25 protein-coding genes and 1 pseudogene are annotated in these 25,172 nt (G+C 68.6%); 11 read left to right on the top strand and 15 right to left on the bottom strand.

The window, feature by feature from the left end:
* The first annotated feature begins 28 nt into the window (after positions 1 to 28).
* Entirely contained in the window at positions 29 to 601 is a 573-nt protein-coding gene (locus tag ACE2AC_RS14265) for a carboxymuconolactone decarboxylase family protein (protein ID WP_375688099.1), read from the top strand.
* Between the two features lie 104 nt (positions 602 to 705).
* On the opposite strand, the gene ACE2AC_RS14260 is transcribed toward ACE2AC_RS14265, so the two are convergent.
* The 3 genes from ACE2AC_RS14260 to ACE2AC_RS14250 all read right to left on the bottom strand — a co-directional run bounded on the left by ACE2AC_RS14260 (position 706) and on the right by ACE2AC_RS14250 (position 4,274).
* Positions 706 to 2,574 carry a polysaccharide biosynthesis protein gene (locus tag ACE2AC_RS14260; RefSeq protein ID WP_375688098.1) on the bottom strand — a complete coding sequence of 623 codons (1,869 nt, stop codon included), beginning with the start codon at positions 2,572 to 2,574 and terminating at the stop codon, positions 706 to 708.
* A gap of 204 nt (positions 2,575 to 2,778) precedes the next feature.
* Positions 2,779 to 3,402, bottom strand: coding sequence for a sugar transferase (locus ACE2AC_RS14255; protein ID WP_375688097.1), 624 nt, complete (start codon positions 3,400 to 3,402; stop codon positions 2,779 to 2,781).
* Positions 3,399 to 4,274: an NAD-dependent epimerase/dehydratase family protein gene (locus ACE2AC_RS14250; RefSeq protein WP_375688096.1), complete on the bottom strand. Its 876-nt coding sequence runs from the start codon at positions 4,272 to 4,274 to the stop codon at positions 3,399 to 3,401. Before ACE2AC_RS14250 ends, ACE2AC_RS14255 begins: the two co-directional genes overlap by 4 nt.
* 103 nt (positions 4,275 to 4,377) lie before the next feature.
* Between ACE2AC_RS14250 and ACE2AC_RS14245 the strand changes: the two genes are divergently transcribed.
* The 3 genes and pseudogenes from ACE2AC_RS14245 to ACE2AC_RS14235 form a co-directional block, all read left to right on the top strand.
* A complete protein-coding gene (locus ACE2AC_RS14245) occupies positions 4,378 to 5,496 on the top strand; it encodes a polysaccharide biosynthesis/export family protein (RefSeq protein ID WP_375688095.1) in 1,119 nt (372 codons plus the stop codon).
* Positions 5,497 to 5,557: 61 nt separating this feature from the next.
* Positions 5,558 to 6,574, top strand: coding sequence for an amidohydrolase family protein (locus ACE2AC_RS14240; protein WP_375688094.1), 1,017 nt, complete (start codon positions 5,558 to 5,560; stop codon positions 6,572 to 6,574).
* An 86-nt stretch (positions 6,575 to 6,660) separates the two neighbouring features.
* A pseudogene (locus tag ACE2AC_RS14235) lies at positions 6,661 to 6,753 on the top strand (chemotaxis protein MotB); the annotation flags it as partial.
* A gap of 212 nt (positions 6,754 to 6,965) precedes the next feature.
* On the opposite strand, the gene ACE2AC_RS14230 reads toward ACE2AC_RS14235, so the two are convergent.
* Together ACE2AC_RS14230 and ACE2AC_RS14225 are read right to left on the bottom strand one after the other, a co-directional pair.
* Entirely contained in the window at positions 6,966 to 7,325 is a 360-nt protein-coding gene (locus ACE2AC_RS14230; protein ID WP_375688093.1) for a flagellar biosynthesis protein FlgN, read from the bottom strand.
* Positions 7,309 to 7,599 carry a rod-binding protein gene (locus ACE2AC_RS14225; RefSeq protein ID WP_375688092.1) on the bottom strand — a complete coding sequence of 97 codons (291 nt, stop codon included), beginning with the start codon at positions 7,597 to 7,599 and terminating at the stop codon, positions 7,309 to 7,311. The genes ACE2AC_RS14230 and ACE2AC_RS14225 overlap by 17 nt, the downstream gene beginning before the upstream one ends.
* 1,080 nt (positions 7,600 to 8,679) lie before the next feature.
* Here ACE2AC_RS14225 and ACE2AC_RS14220 point away from each other — a divergent pair.
* The 3 genes from ACE2AC_RS14220 (at position 8,680) to ACE2AC_RS14210 (ending at position 10,876) form a co-directional block, all read left to right on the top strand.
* Positions 8,680 to 9,216, top strand: a complete 537-nt coding sequence (locus ACE2AC_RS14220) for a flagellar hook-length control protein FliK (protein WP_375688091.1) — start codon at positions 8,680 to 8,682, stop codon at positions 9,214 to 9,216.
* Positions 9,217 to 9,230: 14 nt separating this feature from the next.
* Positions 9,231 to 9,905 carry a flagellar hook capping FlgD N-terminal domain-containing protein gene (locus tag ACE2AC_RS14215; protein WP_375688090.1) on the top strand — a complete coding sequence of 225 codons (675 nt, stop codon included), beginning with the start codon at positions 9,231 to 9,233 and terminating at the stop codon, positions 9,903 to 9,905.
* Between the two features lie 77 nt (positions 9,906 to 9,982).
* Entirely contained in the window at positions 9,983 to 10,876 is an 894-nt protein-coding gene (locus ACE2AC_RS14210; protein ID WP_375688089.1) for a phosphotransferase, read from the top strand.
* On the opposite strand, the gene ubiB is transcribed toward ACE2AC_RS14210, so the two are convergent.
* Complete coding sequence (gene ubiB, locus ACE2AC_RS14205; RefSeq protein ID WP_375688088.1) at positions 10,873 to 12,405, bottom strand: 2-polyprenylphenol 6-hydroxylase; 1,533 nt, start codon at positions 12,403 to 12,405, stop codon at positions 10,873 to 10,875. The genes ACE2AC_RS14210 and ubiB overlap by 4 nt on opposite strands.
* A gap of 3 nt (positions 12,406 to 12,408) precedes the next feature.
* Entirely contained in the window at positions 12,409 to 13,152 is a 744-nt protein-coding gene (gene ubiE, locus ACE2AC_RS14200; RefSeq protein ID WP_375688087.1) for a bifunctional demethylmenaquinone methyltransferase/2-methoxy-6-polyprenyl-1,4-benzoquinol methylase UbiE, read from the bottom strand.
* Positions 13,153 to 13,246: 94 nt separating this feature from the next.
* Between ubiE and mutM the strand changes: the two genes are divergently transcribed.
* Both mutM and ACE2AC_RS14190 read left to right on the top strand, forming a co-directional pair.
* Complete coding sequence (mutM, locus tag ACE2AC_RS14195; protein ID WP_375688086.1) at positions 13,247 to 14,098, top strand: bifunctional DNA-formamidopyrimidine glycosylase/DNA-(apurinic or apyrimidinic site) lyase; 852 nt, start codon at positions 13,247 to 13,249, stop codon at positions 14,096 to 14,098.
* A gap of 59 nt (positions 14,099 to 14,157) precedes the next feature.
* Positions 14,158 to 14,934: an enoyl-CoA hydratase gene (locus ACE2AC_RS14190; protein WP_375688085.1), complete on the top strand. Its 777-nt coding sequence runs from the start codon at positions 14,158 to 14,160 to the stop codon at positions 14,932 to 14,934.
* Positions 14,935 to 15,058: 124 nt separating this feature from the next.
* Here the strand turns inward: ACE2AC_RS14190 and ACE2AC_RS14185 are convergent, their stop codons facing one another.
* Positions 15,059 to 15,910: an alpha/beta fold hydrolase gene (locus ACE2AC_RS14185; protein ID WP_375688084.1), complete on the bottom strand. Its 852-nt coding sequence runs from the start codon at positions 15,908 to 15,910 to the stop codon at positions 15,059 to 15,061.
* A 149-nt stretch (positions 15,911 to 16,059) separates the two neighbouring features.
* On the opposite strand from ACE2AC_RS14185, the gene ACE2AC_RS14180 reads away from it, so the two are divergent.
* Positions 16,060 to 16,854: an SDR family oxidoreductase gene (locus ACE2AC_RS14180; protein ID WP_375688083.1), complete on the top strand. Its 795-nt coding sequence runs from the start codon at positions 16,060 to 16,062 to the stop codon at positions 16,852 to 16,854.
* On the opposite strand, the gene ACE2AC_RS14175 is transcribed toward ACE2AC_RS14180, so the two are convergent.
* The 5 genes from ACE2AC_RS14175 to ACE2AC_RS14155 form a co-directional block, all read right to left on the bottom strand.
* The gene (locus ACE2AC_RS14175) at positions 16,842 to 18,482 is read right to left on the bottom strand and encodes an alkaline phosphatase family protein (protein ID WP_375688082.1); all 1,641 of its coding nucleotides are present in this window, start codon (positions 18,480 to 18,482) and stop codon (positions 16,842 to 16,844) included. The two genes, ACE2AC_RS14180 and ACE2AC_RS14175, sit on opposite strands and share 13 nt — an antisense overlap.
* 62 nt (positions 18,483 to 18,544) lie before the next feature.
* Entirely contained in the window at positions 18,545 to 20,044 is a 1,500-nt protein-coding gene (locus ACE2AC_RS14170) for a tripartite tricarboxylate transporter permease (protein WP_375688081.1), read from the bottom strand.
* Positions 20,045 to 20,050: 6 nt separating this feature from the next.
* Positions 20,051 to 20,509 carry a tripartite tricarboxylate transporter TctB family protein gene (locus ACE2AC_RS14165; RefSeq protein ID WP_375688080.1) on the bottom strand — a complete coding sequence of 153 codons (459 nt, stop codon included), beginning with the start codon at positions 20,507 to 20,509 and terminating at the stop codon, positions 20,051 to 20,053.
* Positions 20,510 to 20,525: 16 nt separating this feature from the next.
* On the bottom strand, positions 20,526 to 21,464 hold the full coding sequence (locus ACE2AC_RS14160; RefSeq protein WP_375688079.1) for a tripartite tricarboxylate transporter substrate binding protein: 939 nt from the start codon (positions 21,462 to 21,464) through the stop codon (positions 20,526 to 20,528).
* Positions 21,464 to 22,627: an NAD(P)/FAD-dependent oxidoreductase gene (locus ACE2AC_RS14155; RefSeq protein ID WP_375688078.1), complete on the bottom strand. Its 1,164-nt coding sequence runs from the start codon at positions 22,625 to 22,627 to the stop codon at positions 21,464 to 21,466. Before ACE2AC_RS14155 ends, ACE2AC_RS14160 begins: the two co-directional genes overlap by 1 nt.
* Positions 22,628 to 22,739: 112 nt before the next feature.
* Here ACE2AC_RS14155 and ACE2AC_RS14150 point away from each other — a divergent pair, with 112 nt between their 5' ends.
* Positions 22,740 to 23,357, top strand: a complete 618-nt coding sequence (locus ACE2AC_RS14150) for a helix-turn-helix domain-containing protein (protein ID WP_375688077.1) — start codon at positions 22,740 to 22,742, stop codon at positions 23,355 to 23,357.
* Here the strand turns inward: ACE2AC_RS14150 and queG are convergent.
* Both queG and ACE2AC_RS14140 read right to left on the bottom strand, forming a co-directional pair.
* Positions 23,348 to 24,388, bottom strand: a complete 1,041-nt coding sequence (queG, locus tag ACE2AC_RS14145; protein ID WP_375688076.1) for a tRNA epoxyqueuosine(34) reductase QueG — start codon at positions 24,386 to 24,388, stop codon at positions 23,348 to 23,350. The genes ACE2AC_RS14150 and queG overlap by 10 nt on opposite strands.
* A gap of 75 nt (positions 24,389 to 24,463) precedes the next feature.
* Positions 24,464 to 25,129, bottom strand: coding sequence for a glutathione S-transferase family protein (locus ACE2AC_RS14140; protein WP_375688075.1), 666 nt, complete (start codon positions 25,127 to 25,129; stop codon positions 24,464 to 24,466).
* Positions 25,130 to 25,172: the final 43 nt, after the last annotated feature.

Genomic DNA, 25,172 nt, shown 5'->3' with positions numbered 1-25,172 from the left:
GCCCCCCGTGCAAGGAGGAGTGCGCGCCATGATGAACCCCGACAAGCTGCGGCTGACACCGCCCGATCCGTCGTCCTACACCCCCCGCCAGCAGGAAGTGCACAACCGCATCCTCGCCACCCCGCGCGGCCGCGTCGTTGGGCCGCTGGCGCTCTGGCTGAACCGGCCCGAGCTGGCCGACGCCGCCACCGCGCTCGGCACCTACCTGCGCTACGAGAATTCGCTGGGCCCGAAACTGGGCGAGCTGGCGATCATCACCACGGCCCGCTGCTGGGACGCCGAGTTCGAATGGTTCGCGCACAAGCCGCTGGCATTGCAGGCCGGGCTCGACCCCGCCGTGGCCGAGGCGATCCGCACCCGGCAGACACCCGATTTCGCCGATCCCGAGGAGGAGGCCGTCTACCGTTTCACGCACGAGGCGTTCACCAGCCCGCGCAAGCAGGTGAGCGACGCGACCTATGCCATGGCGCTGGACACGCTCGGCCAGGACCGCCTTGTCGACCTGGTGGCGCTGATCGGTTACTACAGCTTTGTCTCGGTGACGCTGAACAATTTCAACGTTCTGCCCGAGGATGCATCGAAGATGGAACTGCAGGACTGATCCCGCCGCCTACCCTGACCCCATGTCGCTGGGGTCAGCCGGCCCCCTCCACCGCACCGTAGGGTACGTGCTTGCCACGCACCGCGCACCCGCACCGCGGCCGATCAGCCGACGACGCTCTCGGCGCCTTCTTCGTATTCCTCGACCCACTTGATCAGCGCCGCTTCTGCGGCGGTCCGGTCGCGGCCGTCCACGGCACGGCGGATTTCGCTCAGCGCGGCGGCCATCTCGATCTCGGACAGGTGATCCTCCTGCGCGCGCAGGATCTTGGGGTGCGGCGTGGTCAGCATGTCAGAGCCGATCAGCAGCTCCTCGTGCAGCTTCTCGCCCGGCCGCAGCCCGGTGAAGGCGATCGCGATGTCGCCGCGCGGGTTGGTGTCGTCCTTCACGGTATAGCCCGCGCCCTCGATCATCTGGCGCGCGACCTGGTAGATCGGCACCGGCTCGCCCATGTCGAGCACGAAGACATCGCCGCCGCGGGCAAAGCTGTCGGCCAGCAGGACAAGACGCACGGCCTCGGACACGGTCATGAAGTAGCGCGTCACGTTCGGGTCGGTCACGGTCAGCGGCCCGCCGCGGGAGATCTGTTCCTCGAACAGCGGGATGACCGACCCCGAGGATCCGATCACGTTGCCGAAGCGGACCATCGAGAAGCGGGTGAACTTCGACCGCGTGGCCAGGTCCTGCACGATCTGTTCGGCCAGCCGCTTGGTCGAGCCCATGATCGACGACGGGCGCACGGCCTTGTCCGACGAGATCAGGATGAAACGCTCCACCCCCGCCTCGCCCGAGGCATCGGCGACGATCTTGGTGCCCAGCACGTTGTTGCGCAGCCCCTCGATCGCATTGGTCTGGACCATCGGCAGGTGCTTGTAGGCGGCGGCGTGGATCACGACATCGGTGCGGTTGTCCTGCAGGACCGAGGTGATCAGGCTCTTTTCGCAGATCGAGCCCAGCACCGGCACCACCGCGAAATCGCCGCCCATCTCGCGCAGTTCGCGTTCGATGTTGTAGAGCGCCAGTTCGCTGTGATCGAGGATCACCAGCTTGCCGGGATGGCATTCCGCCAGCTGGCGGCACAGTTCCGACCCGATGGAGCCGCCCGCGCCGGTCACGAGGATGCTCTTGCCGGCATAGGTGTCGCTGACGCCCGGCAGTTCCTCTTCCAGCCGGTTGCGGCCCAGCACCGCTTGGATGTCGACGTTCATCGGCTTCCGGTCATAGTTCCGGTCGGCCACCATCTCGGCGAAGGAGGGGAGCGACTGCACCTCGCAGCCGATGTCGCGCAGCCGGCGCGAGATCTTGGCCTGCACCGCGCGCCCGGCAGAGGGCATCGCGAGGATGATCCGGTCGATGTCGTTGCGCTGCACCAGTTCCTTGATATGGACCGGCGAATGCACGCGCAGCCCGGCGATTGTCAGGCTCTGCAGGCGGGGGTTGTCGTCGACGAAGGCGACCGGCAGCACGGCGTCGTCCGTCGACAGCGCGGCGGCCAGCTGCCGCCCGGTCTGGCCGGCCCCGTAGATCAGGATGCGCTTGCGGTTGCCGCGCTTGATGTAGATCCATTTCACCACCCGCAGCAGGGTGAGCCGCGCGGTGACCGAAAGGACAAGGAAGAAGAGCGCGACGACCACCACCTCGATCAGCGCCATTTCAGCGCCGGGCAGCAGGTTCGCCAGCGAACAGGTCGCGCCGACCGCCACCGCCAATAGGGCGGTGTCGGCAATGCCGTTCGCCTCGTAGGCCAGGAGCTTGATCCGGTCGAGCCCGAGATAGGCGGTCAGGCCCAGCACGGTGGCGACGCAGAGAATGCCGAATTTCGGGTCGATCAGATACGCGGCCGTGCCGTTCGGCCCATGCGGCACGAGAAGTCCGGACAGTGCAAGCGACGCCAGTACGATCAGACCATCCAAAGTTAGCAGAATGGCCCGCTTTTGCGACTGCCGCAAATTCACTGCCCAGTCATACAGCATATTCTTCTTCTCCGCGCCCTTGGCGGGCGTTCGTCGTTTTCGGATCCCGACCCAATCTGACGGCAGGGCCGGAACCGCTCAGTTCCGATCGTTCTAAAAACCGTCAACTCCCCGATATGTGACTACAATTGCGGCAGCAAGTAAAACTCGGCAACAGTTTCCTACGGCATCCGGCGGAGAATGGGCAAAAAAACGCGACCCCGCCTAAGACCGCCGCTTTCGGGCCGGGTCGCCGCCAAACAGTGTCGCCGACATAAGCGCGAGGTCGTAACAGACGGATTTGTTGCGTCCGTAAATTAGGTCAAGGCGTGCCTTCACCGGCACACAGCGCCGTATGTAGGTCGCTTCCGTCTCTTCCGCGGTGCGACATCCGGCCAGCAGCTGCGCCTCGCGGCGGTGGAACATCATGGTGGCCAGCCCGGTCAGCCCGGGGCGGCTCCGCAGCACCTCGCCGTAGAGCTCGGGGAACATCTCGACATAGCGGCGCAGCGGCGGGCGCGGGCCGACAAAGCTGATGTCACCCTTCAGGATGTTCCAGAGCTGCGGGATCTCGTCCAGCCGGTAGCGCCGCAGCACCCGCCCGGTCGCGGTGATCCGCGCCGCCTTGTCCCCGCCCGAGACGCCCCCGTCCTGCGGATCGGTCGTCATGGTCCGGAACTTGACCAGCAGGAACGCGCGGTCCGCCGTCTTCATCCGTTCCGACAGGAAAAACACCGGCCGCCCGTCGCGAAGCAGGATCAGGACCGAGATCACCAGCACCACGGGCCAGAGCAGCAGGCCGAGAACGAGGCAGAGCGTCAGGTCGAGAATGCGCTTGCCGGGGCTCACGACGGCACCGCCATGCCCGCGAGGCCTTCGGCCGCGAGGTCCCGCGCCGAGGCGCTGCGCGCCAGCGGGCCGACCAGCGCCGCCAACCGCGCGTCCGAAATCCGCATCACCGGCAGGGCCGTCTCCGGCGCCGGGCGCCAGGACATCGCCTTGCCCGCCGCTTCGGCGATGTCGGCCATGGATACCGGTTGCGGACCGGCGATGTTGAGCACGGCGGGCAACCTATCCAGCGGCAGCGCGGCGAGATCGGCCAGAACCCGCGCCAGGTCGCTCGGCGCGACGTAGCTGCGCGCGGGGCCGGAGCGGTCGGGAAAACGGTCGAGGGTCAGGGGCTCGTCGCGCCCGATCGCGGCGAAAAGCTGGTCCGCCCCGGCGACATTGGCCAGACGCAGGCAGCATGCGGCTGGGCCGCCGGGATGCGAGGCCGTCCAGTCTGCCACCGCCGCCTCCATCGCGACCTTGGCGGCGCCGTAGGGGGCGCGCGGGGCGGTCGGGTCGTCCTCGGACCAGGTCTGCGCGCCGCCGCCGTAGACCGCCGCGCTGGAACAGTGCAGAACCCGGTCGGCGCCGACCGTATCCGCCAGGTCCATCGCCGCCCGCGCCAGCACCGCGTTCCGGGCCAGCGCCTCTGCGCTGCCGCCGGTCACGCCCCAGAGCGCGATCACCACATCGGCCCGCGGCAGACCCCTGGCCGGCGCCGCCGTCGTCCAGGTCGTGACCCCGTCACCCGGCCGCCGCGACACCCACGTCACACCGGATTCCGTTGCGTCATCCACGGCCCAGCAGTGCCGCACCATGCGGGCCAGCTTGCCCGTCGCCCCCAGCACCATCAGCCTTTGCCGCGGGCGTTTCGCTTGCGTTCTTTCCGTCACAGAGCCTGTCCATTGTAGGGCGGATGCCCAGCCGAACATTGTTTACCATCGTGCTGCAGGCCTGATAAAGGGCACGGAGAGGCAAAGGGGCAGTGAACTTAGAATGACCGGTCAATTCGTGAAAGCCGTGTGCGCCGTCGCGATCTGCGCGCTCCTGTCTGCCTGCGCCCTGCCCCGTGGCGCCGCCCTGACCTCGGAAATCACCGGTTCGAGCAACAGCACCACGCCCAAGGACTACGCCGTCGTCGACGTCACCCGCGCGTCGGCCGCCCAGATCGCCCAGTGGCCGGTCACCGGATGGAACGGCGGTTACCGCTGGCTGCAGGGCACGCGCGGCCCGAACTCCAACATCATCCGCGCCGGCGACCAGGTCGACCTCGCGGTTTGGGACAGCCAGGAGAACTCCCTGCTGACCAGCCTCGAGGAAAAGGTCATCAAGATGAACGGCATCACGGTGTCCAGCGCCGGCGCCGTCTTTGTCCCCTACATCGACGAGGTCGTGATCTCGGGGATGACGCCGGAGCAGGCCCGTGCCGAGATCCAGGATCGCCTGGTCCGGATCGTCCCGGCGGCCCAGGTGCAACTGACCCTCGTGCCCGGTCAGGACAACTCGGTCGACCTGGTCAGCGGCGTGGCCAAGCCCGGCACCTACCCGTTGCCGAACCGCGACTACCGCATCCTCAGCGCCCTGTCCCAGGGCGGCGGGATCGCGACCTCGCTCCGCAACCCGGTCGTGCGGCTGATCCGCGGCGACGCCAGCTACGAGACCCGCGCCAAGGACCTGTTCGCGTCCCCGTCGCGCAACGTGGTGCTGCGCGGTGGCGACCAGATCGTGGTGGAAGAGGACGACCGCTACTTCACCTCGCTCGGCGCCAGCGGCACCGAGGAGATCATCTATTTCGACCGTGAACGCATCTCGGCGCTCGAGGCGATGTCGATGATGGGCGGGCTGACCGACACCCGCGCAAACCCCAAGGGCGTGCTGGTCCTGCGCGAGTACCCCGCCAGCGCCCTGCGCGCCGACGGCCGCGGTCCGGACAAGCCCTACGTCGTCTTCGTGATCGACCTGACCTCGGCCGACGGGCTGTTTGCCGCGCGGAACTTCGGCATCAACCCGAAGGACACCGTGCTGGTCACCGAAAGCCCGGTGACGGCCGCGGAAACCGTGCTGGGCCTCTTCGGCCGGCTGGCCGGCATCGGCAACCAGATATCGGACATTTGACGCCCCGGACTTTGAGTGTGAGCGCAAACGGATAGGGTCCTCCCGAACAGGAGGACACGTCATGGACACACGCGACCGCATCGCCATCGAACCGCCCCGGGCCGACTGGCTGGCCCGCACGCGCGAGGAGGTGCTTGACCCGGACCTGCCGATCATCGACCCGCACCACCACCTGTGGGACCGGCTGGGTGGCTACCTCGCGGACGAGCTGATCGCCGACCTCGGATCGGGCCACGACATCCGCAAGACGGTGTTCATCCAGTGCCGCTATGGCCATCACGAGGACGGGCTCGAGGCGCTGCGTCCGGTCGGCGAAACCGAGAAGGTCATGCATGTCGTCGACGCGGCCGCCGCGCGCGACATCGACACCGAGGTCTGCGCCGGGATCGTCGGGTTTGCAAACCTCTCGCTCGGCGCCGCCGTTGCCGAGGTCTTCGAGGCCCACAAGGCCGCCGCCCGCGGCCGGTTCCGCGGCATCCGCCACATCACCGCGAACGAGCCGAGTTTCGACACCTACCTGCCGCCGGTCGCCGCCGACACCATGCAGAGCCCCGCGTTCCGCGAAGGGTTTGCCCAGCTCGCCCCCGCGGGCCTCAGCTTTGACGGCTGGCTCTACCACCCGCAGATCCCGCAGTTCACCGACCTGGCGCGCAGCTTCCCCGACACCACGATGATCCTCGACCATGTCGGCGGCCCCCTCGGGATCGGCGCCTACCGCGGACGCGGCGACGCGGTCTTTGCCGCGTGGAAGGCGGCGATGACAGAGCTCGCGGCCTGCGACAACGTCTCGGTCAAGCTCGGCGGCCTCGGCATGGACATCACCGGTTGCAGCTTTGCCGAACAGGACCGTCCGCCCGGCTCCGACACGCTGGCGCGCGCCTTCCGGCCCTGGGTCGAAACCGCGATCGACCTCTTCGGCCCCGGACGCTGCATGTTCGAAAGCAACTTCCCCGTCGACAAGACCTCGTACAGCTACCCGGTGCTCTGGAACGCCTTCAAGCGCCTCGCCGCCGGCGCGTCCGACGCCGACAAGCGCCTGCTGTTCCACGACACCGCCGCGCGGGTCTATCGCCTCTGACCCGAAAACCGCGCAATTGGAAACGTTAAGCCGTCACTAACCCCTGCCCCGCTAAACCGCTCCGGGGTGTGTGAGAGGTGACGAGCATGAGCGGGCAGTCCAATGCCGCGCCGGTCATCATCAAGCGGAAGAAGGTCGTTGCAGGCGACGGGCATCATGGCGGCGCGTGGAAGGTCGCAATGCATAGTTCCTTTGGTCGGGGACGCTTTGCGCCCGTTACACATCCCGTCCCTCCGTCGGGACGGATCACCTGTCATTCTGACCAATGCGGAACGGCATGCTTTGGCATGATCCGCGCCATCCGGTGGGATGCCCGCACACCATCGTCTCCAGTTCTTAATGACTCCCTAATCGTGCTCCCGGCATTGCCCGCGATTTGATGAAAACCCTGTCAGGCCCGTTTCTCCATCTGCGACCCGCCCTGGGTCGAGATGGTCGTCCGCCGCCCGGATTCGTCATAGGTGTCGAGCGACCTGCGCAGCCGCCGCATCGTGCCCAGCCGGTTCGCCACCGCCCGGATGCCGCGCATCGCGTTGTCCATAAGCTCCTGGTTTCGAACGGCCTTTGTCCGCAATTCGGCCATGTCCCGCGCCGCGTCCGCCGGGCCCGCCGCCTGCAGCGCGTCGATCAGCTGCGCCTTGTCCACCAAGATGTCGGCCAGCGCGTGCAGCCGGCCGGTGAGCAGCGCGGCGCGCTCCTCCTCCAGCAGTCGGTCGAGCGCGGCAAAGAGGTCGTCAGCGTCCCGTGTCATCGCGGGTCTCCTGTCTGAACGCGTGAAAGATCCGTTCGGCCAGGCCGATGCCCCCGGCCTCCACCATCGCCTCGGCCTGTTCGGCCAGCAGGAACGAGGCAAACTGCGCCTCGCCCGCGCCACCGCCGAACGGCCCCGTCCGCGCCGCGCCGACGCCCGCCTGTTCCAGCATCTCGGCCAGGAACGTCGCCTCGAGCGCTCGGGCCGCGCGCATCAGAGGGTCGGCGGCTGGCGGCGGGGCGGGCGCACGGGGGCTTGCGATCGGGTCGGTCATCGGGTCGCTCCAATTTGTCGGACTTTCCCCATACTGACCCGGCGGCGGTAAATGTCGCGTAACCAAACACCGGGTAGGAGGGGCGCACCGAGAAAGAACTCCGGTGACCGACATGGACCTGCTCCCCCTGCCGCCCGCCTTGTCCGGGCCACAGCCGATGACCGACCGTGCCGCGCCCCCGCGCGCCGGACGCACCTTTGCCGAGGCCCTGATCGCGTTGCTCCAGGATGCGGAAATCTCCATTCCAAGCCAGGAGCCGGGTGATGCGGCCGAAGATGTGGAAGAGGCAGTCGGCGTGGTCGAAGGCGATGTCGACGATCAGGACACTAAGGACAGTACGGCAGCGGATGGGTATCCCACATCAGTGTCCGTTGAAGATGTCCAGGACCTGCCCGATGTCATCGCACCAACACCGCTGAAGGCACCCCCTGACGTCCCGGCCGCCGAGGTGCAGCCGGTAGCGGTCAAGCCGCTCGCAAAGGTCGATCAGGCCTTCCTAATGGGAAGGAGCGCCGTGCAAGAGATCGAGACGATCCCGAACCCCGTTCCACAGGCGACCTCTACGGCGGTGGCGACGCAAGACCGTTCGATGCCGCCTCCGGTCCGGCAGAATATGAGCTCCTTCCACGCCGAAGCATCGCCCCGTCGCGAGGTGCCCGCCGCATCCGACAGGACCGCCACGCGGAATGCTGTGGATGACACCAAAGTCTTGGCACCTTCCGTACGGGGACGCACGTTACCGCCAGACACGAAGGTCACCCCCATCGCACCACGCCGCCCGGACGCTCTGCCTCACGCCATGGCCACCGAACCCGCCGGGGCAAGTCGCAAGGCAGACACCATGGAACTGGCCGAACCCAAATCAGAACCCAGACAACCGACCGCCGCCACAACTGTGGCCCCGCCCCGCAAAGTCGTGTCCCCACGGCCCGAAACACGTCTCCCGCCAGCGCCGGAGAGGTCGGATGCTCCGCGACCGACCTTCACCTCGACGCGCAGCAACTCCGCCACGCCGCCGGCACCCCCCTCGTCAAAGAGGCCCCGCAACCGGTCGCCCGGACGCAGCCCGCGCCATCACCCATGCCCGCAGCCACCACCGCGCGTGATGCGATCCCATCCGTCGCGACGGACGACACCGGCCTGCGCCCGGTTGTCGAGGCCACGCCGCCACCCCCGTCCCAGCCCGCATCCGTACCGCTTCCCCGCGGCGGTTCCTCCGCACCGTCGCCGCCCATACCGGTGGCCGACCAGGTCGTCGCGCAGGTCCAGCAGCACCGGGCAGGCACGATCGAGATCACGCTGGAACCCGAGGAACTCGGGCGCCTGCACCTCACCATCCGGCCCCGCGACGACGGCGTCGCGCTGGTGGTGCAGGCCGACCGGCCCGAGACGCTGGACCTTGTCCGCCGCCACGGGGCCGAGCTTGGGCGCGCGCTGCAGCAGGCCGGATATGCCTCGGTCGATCTGTCCTTCGGCGGCAGCGCGGCGCGGTCCCAGCCGGGCTCCGCCATGCCCGACCCGTCGGAGAGCGCCCCGGACGCATCCCCGTCCGACACGGCACCGCCGCCCGGCCGGCCCCCGTTGCGCCTTGCCGGCGCGCTCGACATCCGTCTCTGAGGAAAGGACATCGCATGGACGTCACGCAGGCCCCATCGACCATCGCGGCAGCGACACAGGTGCAGACGAACAGCACGGCCTCGGCCCGCACCGCGATCTCTTCGGATTTCGAAACCTTCCTGCGGATGTTGGCCACCCAGCTGCAGAACCAGGACCCGCTGAACCCCATCGATTCCGCCGACTATGCCGTGCAGCTGGCCACCTTCTCCTCGGTCGAGCAGCAGGTGAAGACCAACGAACTGCTCGAGGGCCTCGTCGCGCAGCAGTCGCTGGCCGGGTTGCAGGGCTATTCCTCGTGGATCGGGCTCGAGGCGCGCAGCGCCGCGCCTGTGCATTTCGACGGCAGCACCCCGGTCGAGATCGTGACCGATCCGCCCGCCGGCACCGACCGCGCGGTGCTGGTGGTGAAATCCGCCGCGGGCACCGTCGTCAGCCGGGTCGAGATGCCGACCGATCCGGGCAGCTTCGCCTGGGCCGGACTGACCGAGGAGGGGCGCACCCTGCCCGCGGGCACCTACAGCCTCACCCTCGAAACCTATGCCGAGGGCGTGGCCCAGGGCGGTATCCCGGTCGAAGCCTTCGCCCAGGTGATCGAGGCGCGGAATTCCGGCGGCACGATCGAGCTGGTGCTGCGCGGTGACATCGCCGTGACCCCCGCCGAGGTCGCGGCGCTGCGCGATCCCGGCTAGCCGCGCTGGACAGGCCTCGCGTCATCGCCTAGGCCCCTTGGGGACCGCCCCCTTGGGGGCCGCAGGACAGGGGCGCGATGACGCGGACAGATGCCAGACCTCCGGCCGATCCGGATGCGCCACCCGCTGGCCTGCGCGCATCGCTGGTTGCTGCCGGGACCATTACGGACGATGCCGTATGGTTGCGCCTGACCGGCGGCCGCAGCAACCACAGCTGGCGCGTGATCAGCGCCGACGGCGTGGTCGTGGTCAAGCTCACCCGCCCCGAAGCACAGACACCACTCTTTCCCAACGACCCGGACGACGAGGCGCGCGCGCTCACACAGCTTGCCGGACAGACCATGGCGCCGCGGCTCTGCGCCCGGCTCGACACGCCGGATGGGCCCGCGCTGATCTACGGCCATGTCGCGGGGGCGCACTGGCACGCCGATCCCGCCCCGGTGGGCCACCTCCTCGGCCGGCTGCACAACCTGCCGCCACCCCGGGGCCTGCGCCCTCGCCCCGGCGGCCGCGCGGCTTTGGTCGCCGATACGCACCGCATCCTCGAACTCTGCCCGCCCGGGCCGCAGCGCGAGGACCTCTGCGCGGCCTGCCCGGTCACCGACGACCTGCCGCCCTGCGATGACCCGCGGTTCCTGCATGGTGACCCTGTCCCCGGCAACATCATCGTCACCCCGGACGGTCCTGTCCTGATCGACTGGCAGTGCCCGGCCCGCGGCGACCCGGTCGAGGACCTGGCGCTTTTCCTGTCGCCCGCGATGCAGCTGCATGATCGCGGCGCGGTCCTTTCCCCGGCCGAGGCCGAGGCGTTCCTGTCCGCCTACCCCGATCCATGGGCCGTCGCCCGCTACCGCGCGCTGGCGCCGCTCTACCACTGGCGGATGGCGGCGCATTGCCTCTGGCGTGGCGCGTCCGGGCCGGACGCCGCCGGTCTTGCCGCCGAGCGCGCCGCGCTCGACGCCACCCGCTAGCTCAGCATCACGCCAAGCGCCACCGCGGCCGCACCGATCGCCGCACCGCCCAGGCCCCAGCCGATCCGCCCGCGCCAGCCCGACTTGGCCGGCGGCGCCTCGACCTCCATCTGCTGGACCAGCGCGCGTTCGACCAGCACCGGCAGGCGCGGCCCGAAGCGGCCCAGCACCACGGCGGTCTTGCGCAGGTCGCGCAGCAGGGCCCGCGGTCCGAGGTTGCGGCGGATGTAATCCTCGACCACCGGCTGGGCGACCTTCCAGATGTTGATCTGCGGGTCGAGCGACCGCGCAACGCCCTCAACCACGACCATCGTGCGCTGCAGCAGGATCAGCTCGGTCCGGGTCTCCATACCGAAGCGTTCGGTCACCTCGAAGAGGTAGGACAGCAGCCGCCCCATCGAGATCCGGGTGGCATCCATGCCAAAGATCGGCTCTCCCACGGCGCGAAGGGCGCGGGCGAATTCGTCCACGTCGCGGTCGGCGGGGACGTAACCCGCCTCGAAATGCACCTCGGCCACGCGGTGATAGTCGCGCTTGATGAAGCCATAGAGGATTTCGGCATAGACCCGGCGGGTGTACTCGTCGATGTAGCCCATGATGCCGAAGTCATAGGCGATGATGTCGCCGTCCGCCGCGACCTTGAGGTTGCCCTGGTGCATATCGGCGTGGAAGAACCCGTCGCGCAACGCGTGGTTCAGGAAGAGCTGCAGCACCCGTTCGCCCAGCACCGCGCGGTCATGCCCGGCAGCGTCCAGCGCGGCATTGTCGCCCAGCGACACGCCCTCGGCCCAAGTCTGGGTCATCACGCGGCGGCCGCTTTCGGGCCACCGGATCTCGGGCAGGCGGAAGCCGGCGTCGCCCTCGGTGTTGGAGCCGAACTCGCTGGCGCTTGCCGCCTCGAGCCGCAGGTCCAGCTCGCCCCGCACCACGCCATCGAAATGCGCCACCACGTCGTTCGGCCGCAGCCGCCGCGACGAGGGAGAGAAGAACTCGATGAAATCGGCCGCGAAGTAGAAGGCATCGACATCCTTGCGGAACGCCTTCTCGATCCCCGGGCGCAGCACCTTGACCGCGACCTCCTCGCCGGTCTCGGCCAGCCGGGCGCGGTGCACCTGCGCGATCGAGGCGGCGGCGACCGGCTCCGAGAACTCGGAATAGACCGACTCCAGCGGGCACCCCAGCTCGCTCTCGACCGCGCGCCGTGCCTCGGCCTGCGAAAACGGCGGCAGCTTGTCCTGCAAAACCCGCAGCTGAACCGCCAGCTCGTTGCCGACAAGGTCGGGGCGCGTCGACAGAATCTGCCCGAACTTGATGTAGGCCGGGCCAAGCGCGGTCAGCGCCCGGGTCACCGGCGGCATCGAGGGATCGCCCTTGAAGCCCAGCCACTGGATCGGCCAGCCGACAACCCGCGCCGCGATCCGCAGCATGCGGGGCGCCTCGTAGGCGTCGAGGATCACCTTCATCGCGCCCGTGCGTTCAAAGGTGGCGCCGGTCTGCGCCAGGCGAAGAATGTTGTGGGGTCCGCGCATGTCCTAGAGCTTCCACCCGGAATGCAGGCAGGCGATGCCCATCGACAGGTTGCGGTACTTCGCCTGGTCGAACCCCGCGCCGCGCACCATCGCCAGGAAGGTCTCCTGGTCGGGGAACTTGCGGATCGATTCCACCAGGTACTGATAGCTGTCGCGGTCGTTCGCGATCAGCTGGCCCATGGCCGGGATCAGGTTGAAGGAATAGCGGTCATAGGCCCATTGCAGGCCGGGCGTGGGGATCTGCGAGAACTCCAGCACCATCAGCCGCCCGCCCGGCTTCAGCACGCGGTAGGCCTCGGCCAGCGCGACCTCGGGCCGGGTGACGTTCCGGATGCCGAAGCTGATCGTGTAGACGTCGAACGTCGCGTCGGGGAATGGCAGCTTCATCGCGTCGCCGGTCACCCAGTCGAGGCTTTCGGCCATCTTGGCCGCCTCGGCCCGCTTGCGCCCCTCGACCAGCATCGGCTCGGTCAGGTCCAGCACGGTGGCATGGCCATGCCCCGCCCGCTTGAGGAACCGGAACGAGATGTCGCCGGTCCCGCCCGCCACGTCCAGCAGCCGCTGGCCCGGACGCGGCGCCAGCCAGTCCATCATCGCGTCCTTCCAGATGCGATGGATGCCAAGGCTCATCACGTCGTTCATCACGTCGTATTTCGACGCGACCGACCCAAAGACGCCCTGCACGCGCCCGGCCTTCTGGTCCTCGGGGATCTCCTGGAACCCGAAATGGGTGGTTTTCTCTGCCATCGCCCTTGCGCTTTCGTGTGCTTGACCCTTCTTATAGGGCGCTGCCGCCCCGCCGCAATGCGGCGGAGGTGTCGCGGCCCCGACGAGAGGACATATGCCCGAACTGCCCGAAGTGGAAACCGTGCGCCGGGGCCTGACCCCGGCGATGGAAGGCGCCGTGATCGCACGCGCCACGGTGAACCGCCCCGACCTGCGGTGGCCCTTCCCGGACCACATGGCCGAACGCCTCACCGGCCAGCGCGTCGAACGCCTGCGCCGCCGGTCGAAATACATCCTCGCCGACCTGTCGTCGGGCGAGACGCTGCTGATCCACCTCGGCATGTCGGGCCGCATGCTGGTCTCGGGCGACCCGCTGGGCCAGTTCGTGCACGACCACCCGGCGGCCGAGAAACACGACCACGTCGTCCTCGACATGGCGAACGGCGCGCGCATCACCTTCAACGACCCGCGCCGGTTCGGCGCGATGGACCTGATGCCCACCGGGTCGGAGGGCACGCACAAGCTGATCGCCCACCTCGGGCCGGAACCCCTGGGCAACACCTTTTCCGAGGCCTACCTGGCCGCCGCCCTGCAGGGCCGGAACACGCCCATCAAGGCCGCCCTGCTGGACCAGAAGATCGTCGCGGGCCTGGGCAACATCTATGTCTGCGAGGCGCTCTACCGTGGCCGGATCAGCCCCGCCCGCCTCTGCCGCCGGATCGCCGCGCCCCGGATCACGGCGCTGGTCCCGATCATCCGCGACGTCCTGGCCGAGGCGATCGCGGCCGGCGGCTCCTCGCTCAGGGATTTCCGGCAGGCGGATGGCGAACTGGGCTATTTCCAGCACAATTTCGACGTCTACGGGCGCGAGTCCGCACCCTGCCGCACCCCCGGATGCGACCAGTCGATTCGACGGATCGTGCAGTCGGGCCGGTCGTCGTTCTACTGCCCGCAATGTCAAAGATGACTTGAACGGCGGGGCCGACGTGCTACGGAATCCGCTAACGCAGAGAGGGGATTGCTTGCATGGCCTATGAAACCATTGTCGTCGAAACCGATGATCACGTCTGCCTGATCCGGCTCGACCGGCCGGATGCGCTGAACGCCCTGAACGACGTTCTGATGACCGAACTGGTCGACGCGCTGGAAGCGGCGCAGGAGAACGACAAGGTCCGCTGCATCGTGATCACCGGCAGCGAAAAGGCCTTTGCCGCGGGCGCCGACATCAAGATGATGGCCTCGAAAAGCTTTGTCGACGTCTTCGCCGGCGACCTCTTCGGCTCGGAACATGGCGCGATCATGCGCATCCGCAAGCCGATCATCGCGGCGGTCTCGGGCTATGCGCTCGGCGGAGGCTGCGAACTGGCGATGATGTGCGACTTCATCATCGCGTCCGACACCGCCAAGTTCGGCCAGCCCGAGATCAACCTGGGCGTGGTCGCCGGCATGGGCGGCACCCAGCGTCTGACCCGCGCGGTCGGCAAGGCCAAGGCGATGGACATGAACCTGACCGGCCGCTTCATGGACGCGCAGGAAGCGGAACGCGCCGGCCTCGTCAGCCGCGTCGTGCCTGCCAAGAACCTGATGGACGAGGCGATGAGCGCCGCCGACAAGATCGCCGAGAAATCGATGATCACGGTCGCGGTGGTGAAGGAGGCGGTGAACCGGTCCTTCGAGGTGCCGCTGCAGGAAGGCCTGCTGTTCGAGCGCCGCGTGTTCCATTCGCTCTTCGCGACCGAGGACCAGAAGGAAGGCATGGAAGCCTTCCAGGAAAAACGCGCCGCCCAGTTCCGCGACAAGTAGGGCGCGCTGGCGCGCGCCTGCCTCCGGCGGGAGTATTTGGGGCAAGATGAAGCGGGGAACCTTCGCTTCATCCTTTTGGACGGTGCTTCGGACACACGCGGCGGGGGCGGAGCGCTCTTCCCGGTCAGGCCAGGCGCCGCAGCAGGATCTCGTTGACCGCCTCGGCCGCCTGGTACTGCACCCAGTGCCCGGCGCCGGGGATCACGTCGAACTCGGCATCGGGCTTCATCGCCATGATGTTCGCGCGCCGCTCTTCCAGGTGGTTCAGCGCGATCGCGTCGCGGTCGCCGTAGACCACCGTGAGGCGCCCCGGCCAGGCCGCGATCTCGCCCGGCACGTCGAGCTTGGCGAAGAGGCCGCGGTACATGCCGCGCGCCAGTTCCGCATGGGCCATCTGGATCGCCGTCGCCTCGTCGGTGACGCTGTCCGGCCCGGTCAGCATCAGCTCGCCCACGTTGTTGGCATGGGCCGCCGCGCGGTGTTCCGGCACCGGCATCCCGCGCCACTTGCGCAGGCGCGGCGTGACCTCGGACCGGCCGCCGAGGATGGGTGACCCCAGCATCGCCCAGGCCTCGACCGGCGCCATCTTGAGCACCAGCGAGCCCACGACCGAACCGAAGGAGAAGCCCGCGCCGCGCAGGGTCTCGCCCGGGGCCAGTTCTGCCAGTCCCCTTGCCACCAGCCCGGCGTAGTCCTGCAGGTCCTGGGTTTCGAAGGTGTCGCTGTCTCCGAACGACGGCAGATCGACCGCCATGACGCGGAAATGCCTCGAAAGAGGCTCGATATTGCGCACCCAGTGCTGCCAGGACCCGTGCCCGCCGTGCAGCAGGTAGAGCGGCGGCCCCTCGCCCCAGACCCGCCAATGCAACGCCACCCCACCGGCGCGGGTGACGACCTTTTCCGCCCGCGCGTCGAGGTCGCGGATCCAGAGCGGAAGTTCGGGAATGTCGGGCTCGTCGAGGTCGTTCTGCAGCATCTGTCCCTGTCCGCCGGGGCGTTTCCCTTGGTTTAGGAAGGGCCCCGGGGCCGGACAATCGCGCCGCGGCGCAATTCACGCTTCTGTCTTGGGGCTGGTCACGTCATGGGCATCGGCTAGGGTGGCCGCGCAAGGAACGGGAGGCAGACATGCGGTTCAGGGACACATCGGCCATCGTCACCGGCGGCGCGTCGGGCATCGGCGCGGCGCTGGCACGGGCCCTAGCGGCCGAGGGGGCAAAGGTCGCCGTGGCGGACCTCATCGCCGACGGGGCCGAGGCGGTGGCGGCCGAGATTGGCGGCATCGCGATGCGGTGCGACGTGCGCGACCGCGCCCAGATCGCCGCGCTGATCGAGAGCGCCGAGGCCGCGCATGGCCCGGTCGATCTGATGTGCTCCAACGCCGGGATCGCCAACGGCGTCGACACCAGTTTCGCCAATGCCGCCGGGGCCGACCCCGCCGCCTGGCAGATGGCGTGGGAGGTCAACGTGATGGCCCATGTCCACGCCGCTTCCCTGCTGCTGCCGGGTATGCTGGCGCGCGGGTCGGGGCAGTTCCTGCACACGGTCAGCGCGGCGGGACTGCTCAGCCAGATCGGCTCCGCCCCCTATTCGACGACGAAACATGCCGCCGTGGGCTTTGCCGAAAACCTCGCGATCAGTCACCATTCCAAGGGAATCCGCGTTTCGATCCTCTGCCCGCAGGGGGTCGACACCCCGATGCTCGACGGCATGGGCGGTGGCGGGCGCGAGGGGCCGCAGGCGGGCGACGGGCTGCTTTCGGCCGAGGCGGTCGCGGCCGCGGCCCTCGACGGGTTGGCCGAGGGGCGGTTCCTGATCCTGCCGCACGAACAGGTGCGCGAGTACATGCAGCGCAAGACGGCGGATTACGAACGCTGGATCGGCGGCATGGCGAAGCTGCAGAACCGGCTCTACGGCGTGTAATCCTCGCCCGCCGGGCCGCGGAACTTTGCCGTCGCCTCCTCCGGCACCTCGGACCCATCCCAGAGGAAGGGCATGATCCCCACGCGCAGCGCCCGGCCGCGCATCTTTTCCAGGTCGCCCTCTGACCGGGTCACCCGCTGCGCGTTGCGCAGCGACCAGTGGTGCAGATGTCCGTAGAGCCGCGCGATTTCGTCCCGAACACTGGGGTTTTCGCCCAGGTCGTGGAATTCGTCGGGGTCGGTCTGCAGGTCGAAGAGCATCGGGCGGAAGCCGCCTTCGAAATGGATCATCTTCCACCGCCCGTCGAAGACCATGAACATCCGCGCATCGTCGGAGGTGATCCCCAGCTTTGCCCGCATCGGCGTGACGGAATAATCGTATTCGCTGATCGCCACCTCTCGCCAGGCCTCGGGCACCTCACCGTGCAGGAAGGGCGTCAGCGCCCGCCCCTCGACGATATGCGTGGGCACCGCGCCGCCCGCCGCCTCGATGAAGGTGGCGGATAGGTCGATCGCCTCGACCAGCGCGTCGCAGGTGGTGCCGCGGGTCGCGTCGGCCTCGGCGCGCGGATCATGGATGATCAGCGGGATCTTCACCGAAGGCTCGTGGAACATGTCCTTTTCGCCCAGCCAGTGATCGCCGAGGTAATCCCCGTGGTCCGAGGTCAGCACGATCATCGTGTCGCGGATCGCGCCGGTTTCCTCCAGCCGGTCGAGGATGCGACCCAGCTGGTCGTCGCATTGCCGGATCAGCCCCATGTAGGCCGGGATCACCTTGTCCCGCACCTCGTCGCGCTGGAACGCCTGGCCGATCATGTTGGCCATGTAGGCGGCATAGACCGGGTGCGGGTTCTCACGCTCGGCGTCGCTGCGGGTGGCCGGGGGCACGTCATTCGACCCGAACATGGCGTGATAGGGCGCAGGAACGATGTAGGGCCAGTGCGGCTTGATGTAGGAAACATGGGCGCACCACGGCCCCTCGGCGCGCTCCATGAACTCCAGCGCCCGGTCGGTCAGCCAGGGCGTCTCGCTGTCCTCTTCGCGGATGTTCGCGGGATGGTCGGCGTTTTGGAAGAACCAGCCAGACGCGATCTCTCCCGCCTCCACCCCGGCGTTGGCGTTGTCGTGCCAGGGGTTGGCGGAGGCATAGCCCTTGTCCTTGAGGTACTCGTTGTAGGGGCTGCGCTTGCGGTCGTAGAAACCGTCGGGCCCCTCGCCCCAGAGCCCGTCGTCCCGCACCACCGCGTCGAACCCGCATTCCGCCTGCCGCGCGCCGATCACCGTGTCGGGGGCGAGGCCCAGGCGTTCCATCCCCTCGGCATCCGCGATCATGTGGGTCTTGCCGATCAGGTAGCAGTCCATGCCGAGGCGGCGGAGGTGGTCGCCCAGCGTCTGCTCCCCCACGCGCAGGGGAAAGCCGTTCCACTGGGCCCCGTGGCTCGACGGATAACGCCCGGTGTAGAACGACATCCGCGAGGACCCGCAGACCGGCGACTGGACATAGGCGTTGGTGAACCGCACGCCCATGGCCGCCACCCGGTCGAAATTCGGCGTCTGCAGGCGGGGATGACCGGCGCAGGACAGGTAATCCCACCTCAGCTGGTCGTACATGATGAAGAGAATGTTCATGGGCCCTCCCGTTCTGAGGCGCAGCCTATCCGGCCCCTGATCCGTGGCAAGTGGAACAGGAATCAAGTAGTTGCCGCCTTCCGCCCGCCGCGCCCCAGCCACACGGCCGAGGCCGCCGCCAGCGCCAGCAGGCCAAGCGCCACCGGGAAATGCAGCAGGTTCAGCGGGTTGCCGTCGAGGATCACCAGCGATTGCGACAGGCTGCGTTCGAACCCCTCGCCGAGGAAGAAGGCGATGATGAAGACCACCACCGGGAACCCGAACGCCGTCATGACGTAGGACAGCGCGGCCGCGGCCAGCATCAGCCCGACGCCGAAGAGGCCGCCGGTCGACAGGTAGACGCCGACAAAGCAGAAGATCAGCGCAGTGGGAAAGATCACGCTTTCCGGCGCGCGGATCACCCGTGACCAGAGGCGTAGCGAAACCTGCCCGATCAGCAAGTTCGACAGGTTCGCCATCAGCATCGCGCCGAACAGGCCATAGATCAGCCGCGCCTGCGTCTCGAACAGCAGCGGGCCGGGCTGGATGCCGTGGATCTTGAAGGCCGAGATCAGGAGCGCCGCGCCGATGCTGCCGGGAATGCCGATCCCCAGCAGCGGGATCAGGTTCGCCCCCATCACCGCCGAGTTGGCGCTTTCGGTCGCGGCGATGCCCTTGATGTTGCCCTCCCCGAAGGGCACGCCGCCCGCATCGCCCTTGCGGGCCGAGGCATAGGACATGAACGCCGCCGCCGTTGAGCCGATGCCTGGGATCGCCCCCAGCACCGTGCCGATCGCCGCGCCCCGCGCGATCACGCCCCGACAGCCCCAGTATTCCGCCCAGCCGACGCGCCGCGCGGCCCCGGGCGCGCCCATCTCGACCGTCGGTTGCGGCCCGGCGCGACGGGCACCCGCGATCCGGCGAAAGATCTCGGCCACCGCCAGCATCCCGATCGCGACCGAGACGAGGTTGGCGCCGTCGAAAAGCTCGAACCAGCCAAAGTAGAACCGCGGCGTGCCGTGTTCGGGGTCAAGCCCCACGGTCGCCAGCAGAAGGCCCAGGATGGCGGCAATCAAACCCTTCACAAGGGAATCCCCCACCAATCCCGCGATGATCGAGAAGGCAAAGATCATCAGCGCGAGGATCTCGACCGGCCCCATCTTGAGCGCCAGCACCGCCAGCGGCGCGGCCAGCGTGATCAGGACGAGGTCAGACGCCGTGTCCCCCGTCACGCTGGCATAGAGCGCCATCTTCATCGCCTTCACCGGCTGGCCCTTGCGCGCCAGCGGATAACCGTCGAGCGCCGTGGCCGCCGCGTCGGGCGTGCCGGGGGTGTTGATCAGGATCGCCGGGATCGCCCCGCCGAAAAGGCCACCCTTGTTGATCCCCACGAGGAAGGAAATCGCCACCAGTGGGTCCAGCGCAAAGGTGAAGGGGATGGCGATCGCCATCGCCATGATCGGCCCGATGCCGGGGATCGCCCCCACGACCTGCCCCGTCGCCACGCCGACCAGCACGAAGGCGAGGTTCACCAGCGTGAACGCGTCGCCGAAGCCCGCGAGGATGGTGGCGAGATCAGGCATCGTCCCTCACGGCAGCGGGCGCCCCAGCAGCACCGAGACGACCAGCCAGACGATCACCGGCGCGGCGAAGATTCCGGTCAGCGCCCAGGGCCAGCGGCGTTCCCCGATCAGCGCGACCAGCGCGGCGGTCAGCATCGGCGCGACCCAGAGGAACCCGATCGGCCCCATGGCCCAGACCGCCGCGCCCGACAGCAGCAGGCAGAGCGCCACCAGCGCCGCCTCTCCGGAGTCCAGCGATACGGCTCCGCCCGGCACCGCCGACAGCCAGAGGCCCAGCAGGATCAGCGCGATGCCGCAGCCGCGCGGCAGGGTCTGCGGCAGGATCCACCCGGACGAGACCGTTTCCGTATGCGCCGGGATGATCCAGAACAGCAGCGCCGCGCCGAACAGCGCGACGACCAGCCCCGCCAGCCTGTTTGCCCCGGTCCCGCTCACCGCCCGTCCCCCGAATGCGGGGCGGACCATGCCGCCCCGTCGCCCGTCACTTGCCGAACAGCGTGCCGGTGTTGACCAGCCCGTCCTCCAGCATCGCCTTGGTGTCCTCCGGCCCCTTGTCGCTCGGCTCGGTGTGGAATGTGTTCATGATCGCCTCGCGCGTCGTCTCCTTGGACAGGGCCGCGCCGATGGCCTCGGCCAGCGCCGTCCTGGCATCCTCGGGCAGGCCAGCGGGCGCGGCAATGTAGAAATAGGGGTCCACGTAGATATCGAACCCCTGTTCCTGCACCGTCGGCGTGTCGGGGGCATAGGAATGGCGGGTCGCGTTGGCACTGGCCAGCATCTTGACCTTCCCGGCTTCGAGCTGCGGGATATGCGCCCCCGCGTTAAAGGCCGCGTCGACGTGGCCGCCCAGCACCTGCTGCAGCGCCTCGGCCGAGGACTTGGTGCTGACCGGCTTCAGCCCGGCCCCGCTGCCGGCATTCACGACGTTCATCAACAGCTCTTGCGGCTTGGCGTCGAAGGCCACCAGCGCACCGCCCTTTTGCCTGGAATAGTCAAGGAATCCGGCCAGGTCGTCATAGGGCGCATCGGCCGGGGCGATCAGCGCCAGCTGCGCCAGCGCTACCGTGTGCAGGTAGTCGAAACTGTCGAGGTCAAAGGGGATCTCGTCCGGCCGGGTCACCAGGTTCACCAGCACCGGCATCGTCACCCCCATGCCCAGTGTCTGGCCGTCCGCCGGCACCGCCTGCAGCTGGGTGAACATCGCGATCCCGCCGCCGCCCGGCTTGTTCTCGACCACGATGGTCCAGCCGGTGGCATCCGACATCTCCTTGGCGATCAGCCGGCCCAGCGTGTCGGTCTCTCCGCCGGCGCCGAACCCGATCCAGAGCTTCACCGGCCCCGAAGGCGCCCAGTCGGCCAGCGCGGGTCCGGCGCCTGCCAGTGCAATGGCCGCCGCGGCGGCCCATGTCTTCCACGTCATCACTTCTCTCCCATGGTGTCGTTGTTCTGGCCCGGCGCGAAACGCCCCGGCGCGATATCGTCCAACTTCAGTCCCGAGGCGGTGATCTCCTTGTCCGGCGCCTCGCCCCGGATCATCGATGCGGCCAGCCGCGCCATCGCGGGCGCGGTCTGCACGCCATAGCCCCCCTGGCCCGCAAGCCAGAAGAATCCCACCTGCGCAGGGTCGAATCCGCAGATCGGCGCCCGGTCCGGCACAAATGTCCGCAGCCCGGACCACGACGACAGCACGCGGGACACCTGCAGGTCGAAGGCGCGCGTGATCCGGTCGATGCAGATCGCGATGTCGATCTCCTCGGGCCGGGAATCGCAAGGCGCGCTCACCGTCTCGTCCGCGGGCGAGGCCATCAGCCGCCCCGCCTCGGGCTTGAGGTAGAAGCGTTCGTCGGCATCCACCACCATCGGCAACATCCCGGGATCGACCCCGGCGGGCGGGGCAAAGGTGATCGCGCTCCGCCGCATCGGCTCCAGCCGCTGGGGCTGGGCATGGGCCAGCGCCCCGACCCCGTCGGCCCAGGCCCCGGCGGCGTTCACCACGAGGCCGGCGTGCAGGATGTCATCCTCCGCCGCGATCTCCCACCCGGTGCCGCGCCGGGTCAGCCGATGCACCCGCGTCGCCGTCCGCAGCGTACCGCCCCGCCGCCGCAGCAGCCGCAGGTAGCCGCTGAGCAGCCCGTGCACGTCGATGTCCCGGGCCGCCGCGTTGTAAAGCCCGCCCGCCGCGTATCCGGGCCTGAGCAGCGGGATCCGCGCCTCGAGCTCTCCGGGCGTCTGCCAGTCCATGTAGTCGCCCTCGGCGCCCGCCTCGAACCCCGCCCGCAGCGCGTCGACCTGCGCGGCATCGGCGACGATCGCCAGCCCCCGCGGCGTCAGCAGCGGCGCATCGGCAAAGCCGTCCGGCGGCGCGGCCAGGAACCCGGCCGAGGCCGCGGTCAGCGCCCGGATCACCTCCGAGCCGTAGGTCTGCGCCAGGATCGCCGCCGACCGCCCGGTCGCGTGGTACCCCGGCTGGTCCTCGGCCTCGACCAGCAGGACCCGCATCTCGCGCGCCAGCTCGGCCGCCACCGAGGCGCCGGCGATCCCGGCCCCGATCACCACGGCATCGTATGTCGCGTGCCCCGCCATGTGCCTCCGCTGCCTGTCAGGCCATAAGGTAGCACATTCTTTTCCGATAGGAAAGTTCGCCTCGCCCATCGGTTGTCATGGCATTTCTCCCGCAATCGTATAAGTTTGCTGCATGACCGCCCCGGCCGAAGACCTCGATGACACGATCAGCCGCGCCCGCATGGCGACCCGGCTGCGCCGCCTGCGCGAGGAACGCGGGCTGACCATCCAGGCGGTGGCGGAACGCGGCGGCATCGCGATTTCCACCGTGTCCAAGATCGAACGCAACCTGATGGCGCCGACCTACGACCGGTTCACCCGGCTGGCGCGCGGGCTCGGCGTCGACGTGACCGAGCTCTTCGTCGATGAAAGCGCGCGGTTCGAACCCGGCGGCGTCGCCGTCGCCCGCAAGGGCGATTTCGGCTACCACGAGACCGAGAACTACACCTACGAGATGCTGTTCCCGCAGGTCCGGGGCAAGAGCATGGTGCCGATGATGGGCACGCTCAAACCGCTGCAGCAGATGAAGTTCGACCGCATGGTCACCCACCCGGGCGAGGAATTCCTGCTGGTGCTCGAAGGCCGGGTGCAGGTTCAGCTCGAGGATCGCGAGGATGTCGTGCTGAACACCGGGGAGTCGCTCTACTTCGACAGCACCCGCGGGCATCTCTACGCCTCGGCGCTGAACGAACCCGCGCGGATCCTCGTCGTCTGCACCCAGTTCGACCTGCCCGCCGACCCTCAGCCCTGAAGCCGCGCGACCGCCCATCGGGCGGCATCCGCCACCGCGGCATCCGGGTCGTCGCAGAGCGACTGCGCCACCGGAATCAGGCTCTGATCAATGGAATTCCCGATCGCGTAAAGCACGTTGCGCACGAACCGGTCGCGCCCGATCCGCTTGATCGGCGATCCGGCGAACCGCGCCCGGAAGCCCGCGTCGTCCAGCTGCGCCAGCTCGGCCAGCGGCGGCAGCACCATGCCCTCGCGCGGGCGGTAGCGCATGTCGCGCGCCGCGACCGCGAACTTGTTCCAGGGACAGACGGCCAGGCAGTCGTCGCAGCCGTAGATCCGGTTGCCGAGCGCCGGGCGCAGCGCCGCGTCCACCGGCCCCTTGTGCTCGATCGTCAGGTAGGAAATGCAGCGCCGCGCATCCAGCTGGAACGGCGCCGGAAAGGCATCGGTCGGACAGATGTCGAGGCACCGGCGGCAGCTGCCGCAATGCTCGGTCTCGGCGGCGTCCACCGGCAGTTCCGCGGTGGTAAAGACGGACCCGAGGAACACCCAGTTGCCGAAATCCCGGCTCAACAGGTTGGTGTGCTTGCCCTGCCAGCCCAACCCCGCCGCCTGCGCCAGCGCCTTCTCGGGCACTGGGGCGGTGTCGACAAAGACCTTCACCTGCGTCGGATCGCCGACCTCGGCGATCAGCCAGCGCGCCAGCCGCTTCAGCCGCTTCTTCACCAGGTCATGGTAATCCGACCCCTGCGCATAGACCGAGATCACGCCGCGGTCGCCCTGCGACAGCCCCGCCATCGGGTCGATCTCTGGGGCATAGCTCTCGGCCAGCATGATCACTGATCGCGCCTCGGGCCAGAGCAGCGCCGGATCGCCGCGCCAGTGCGACCGCTCGGCCATCCAGGTCATCTGCCCGTGCCGCCCCTCGGCCAGGAAATAGCCAAGCCGCCCCGGCACCTCGGGCACGTCCCACGGGCGGCAGACCCGGCAGGCGGAAAAACCCTCCGCCTCCGCCCGGGCCACCAGCCTGTCTTTCAGCGCAGGTCCCATGCTTCCTCTGGTCCCATATCCCGGGGGAGTCGCGCAGCGCGCGACGGGGGCAGAGCCCCCGCACCGCCCGCGGCCTCAGAAATCGAGGTCGGCGTAATGCGACGGCGGCGGGAACCCCGGCACCTGGTCGGCAAGGATGCCGCGGAAGGCCGGCCGCGACTTGATCTTGGCATACCAGTCCTTGACCGTCTCGCTCCGGTTCCAGTCCACGTCGCTGATGTAGTCGAGCGACGACAGGTGCGCGGCGGCCGCGAAATCGGCCAGCGTCATCCGGTCGCCCGCCAGCCAGCGCCGCCGCTCCAGCAGCCAGGCCATGTAGTCGAGGTGGAACTTGATCGCCGCCGCGCCCGCCTTGACGTTGGTGCTGTCGGGATACCCCTGCTTCATCACCTTCTTGTTCACCCGCTCATAGAGCAGTTTCGACGTGACCTCGGCATGGAACTTGTCGTCGAACCAGCTGACCAACCGGCGCACCTCGTAGCGGTCGTCGGCGGTGGTCGGCAGCAGCGGCGGGTCGGGATAGACCTCTTCCAGCCATTCGCAGATCGCGGCGCTTTCCGGCATCACCCGCCCGTCGATGCGCAGCACCGGCACCTTGGCGGCGGGGTTGCGGCGCAGGAAATCCGGGTCGCGTTCCCAGTAGCGTTCCTCGATCAGCTCACATTCGATCCGCTTCTCGGCAAGGCTCAGGCGCACCTTGCGGCAGAAGGGAGAGAGGGGAACGTGGTATAGCTTGGCCATCTGAGATCATCCAATTTCCGCCTGTCTTGCCTTGAATTCCGGG

The sequence above is a fragment of the Pseudooceanicola sp. LIPI14-2-Ac024 genome, from assembly GCF_042188925.1.
Taxonomy (GTDB): Bacteria; Pseudomonadota; Alphaproteobacteria; order Rhodobacterales; family Rhodobacteraceae; genus Pseudooceanicola.
This window is presented reverse-complemented; position numbering and strand designations above follow the sequence as displayed.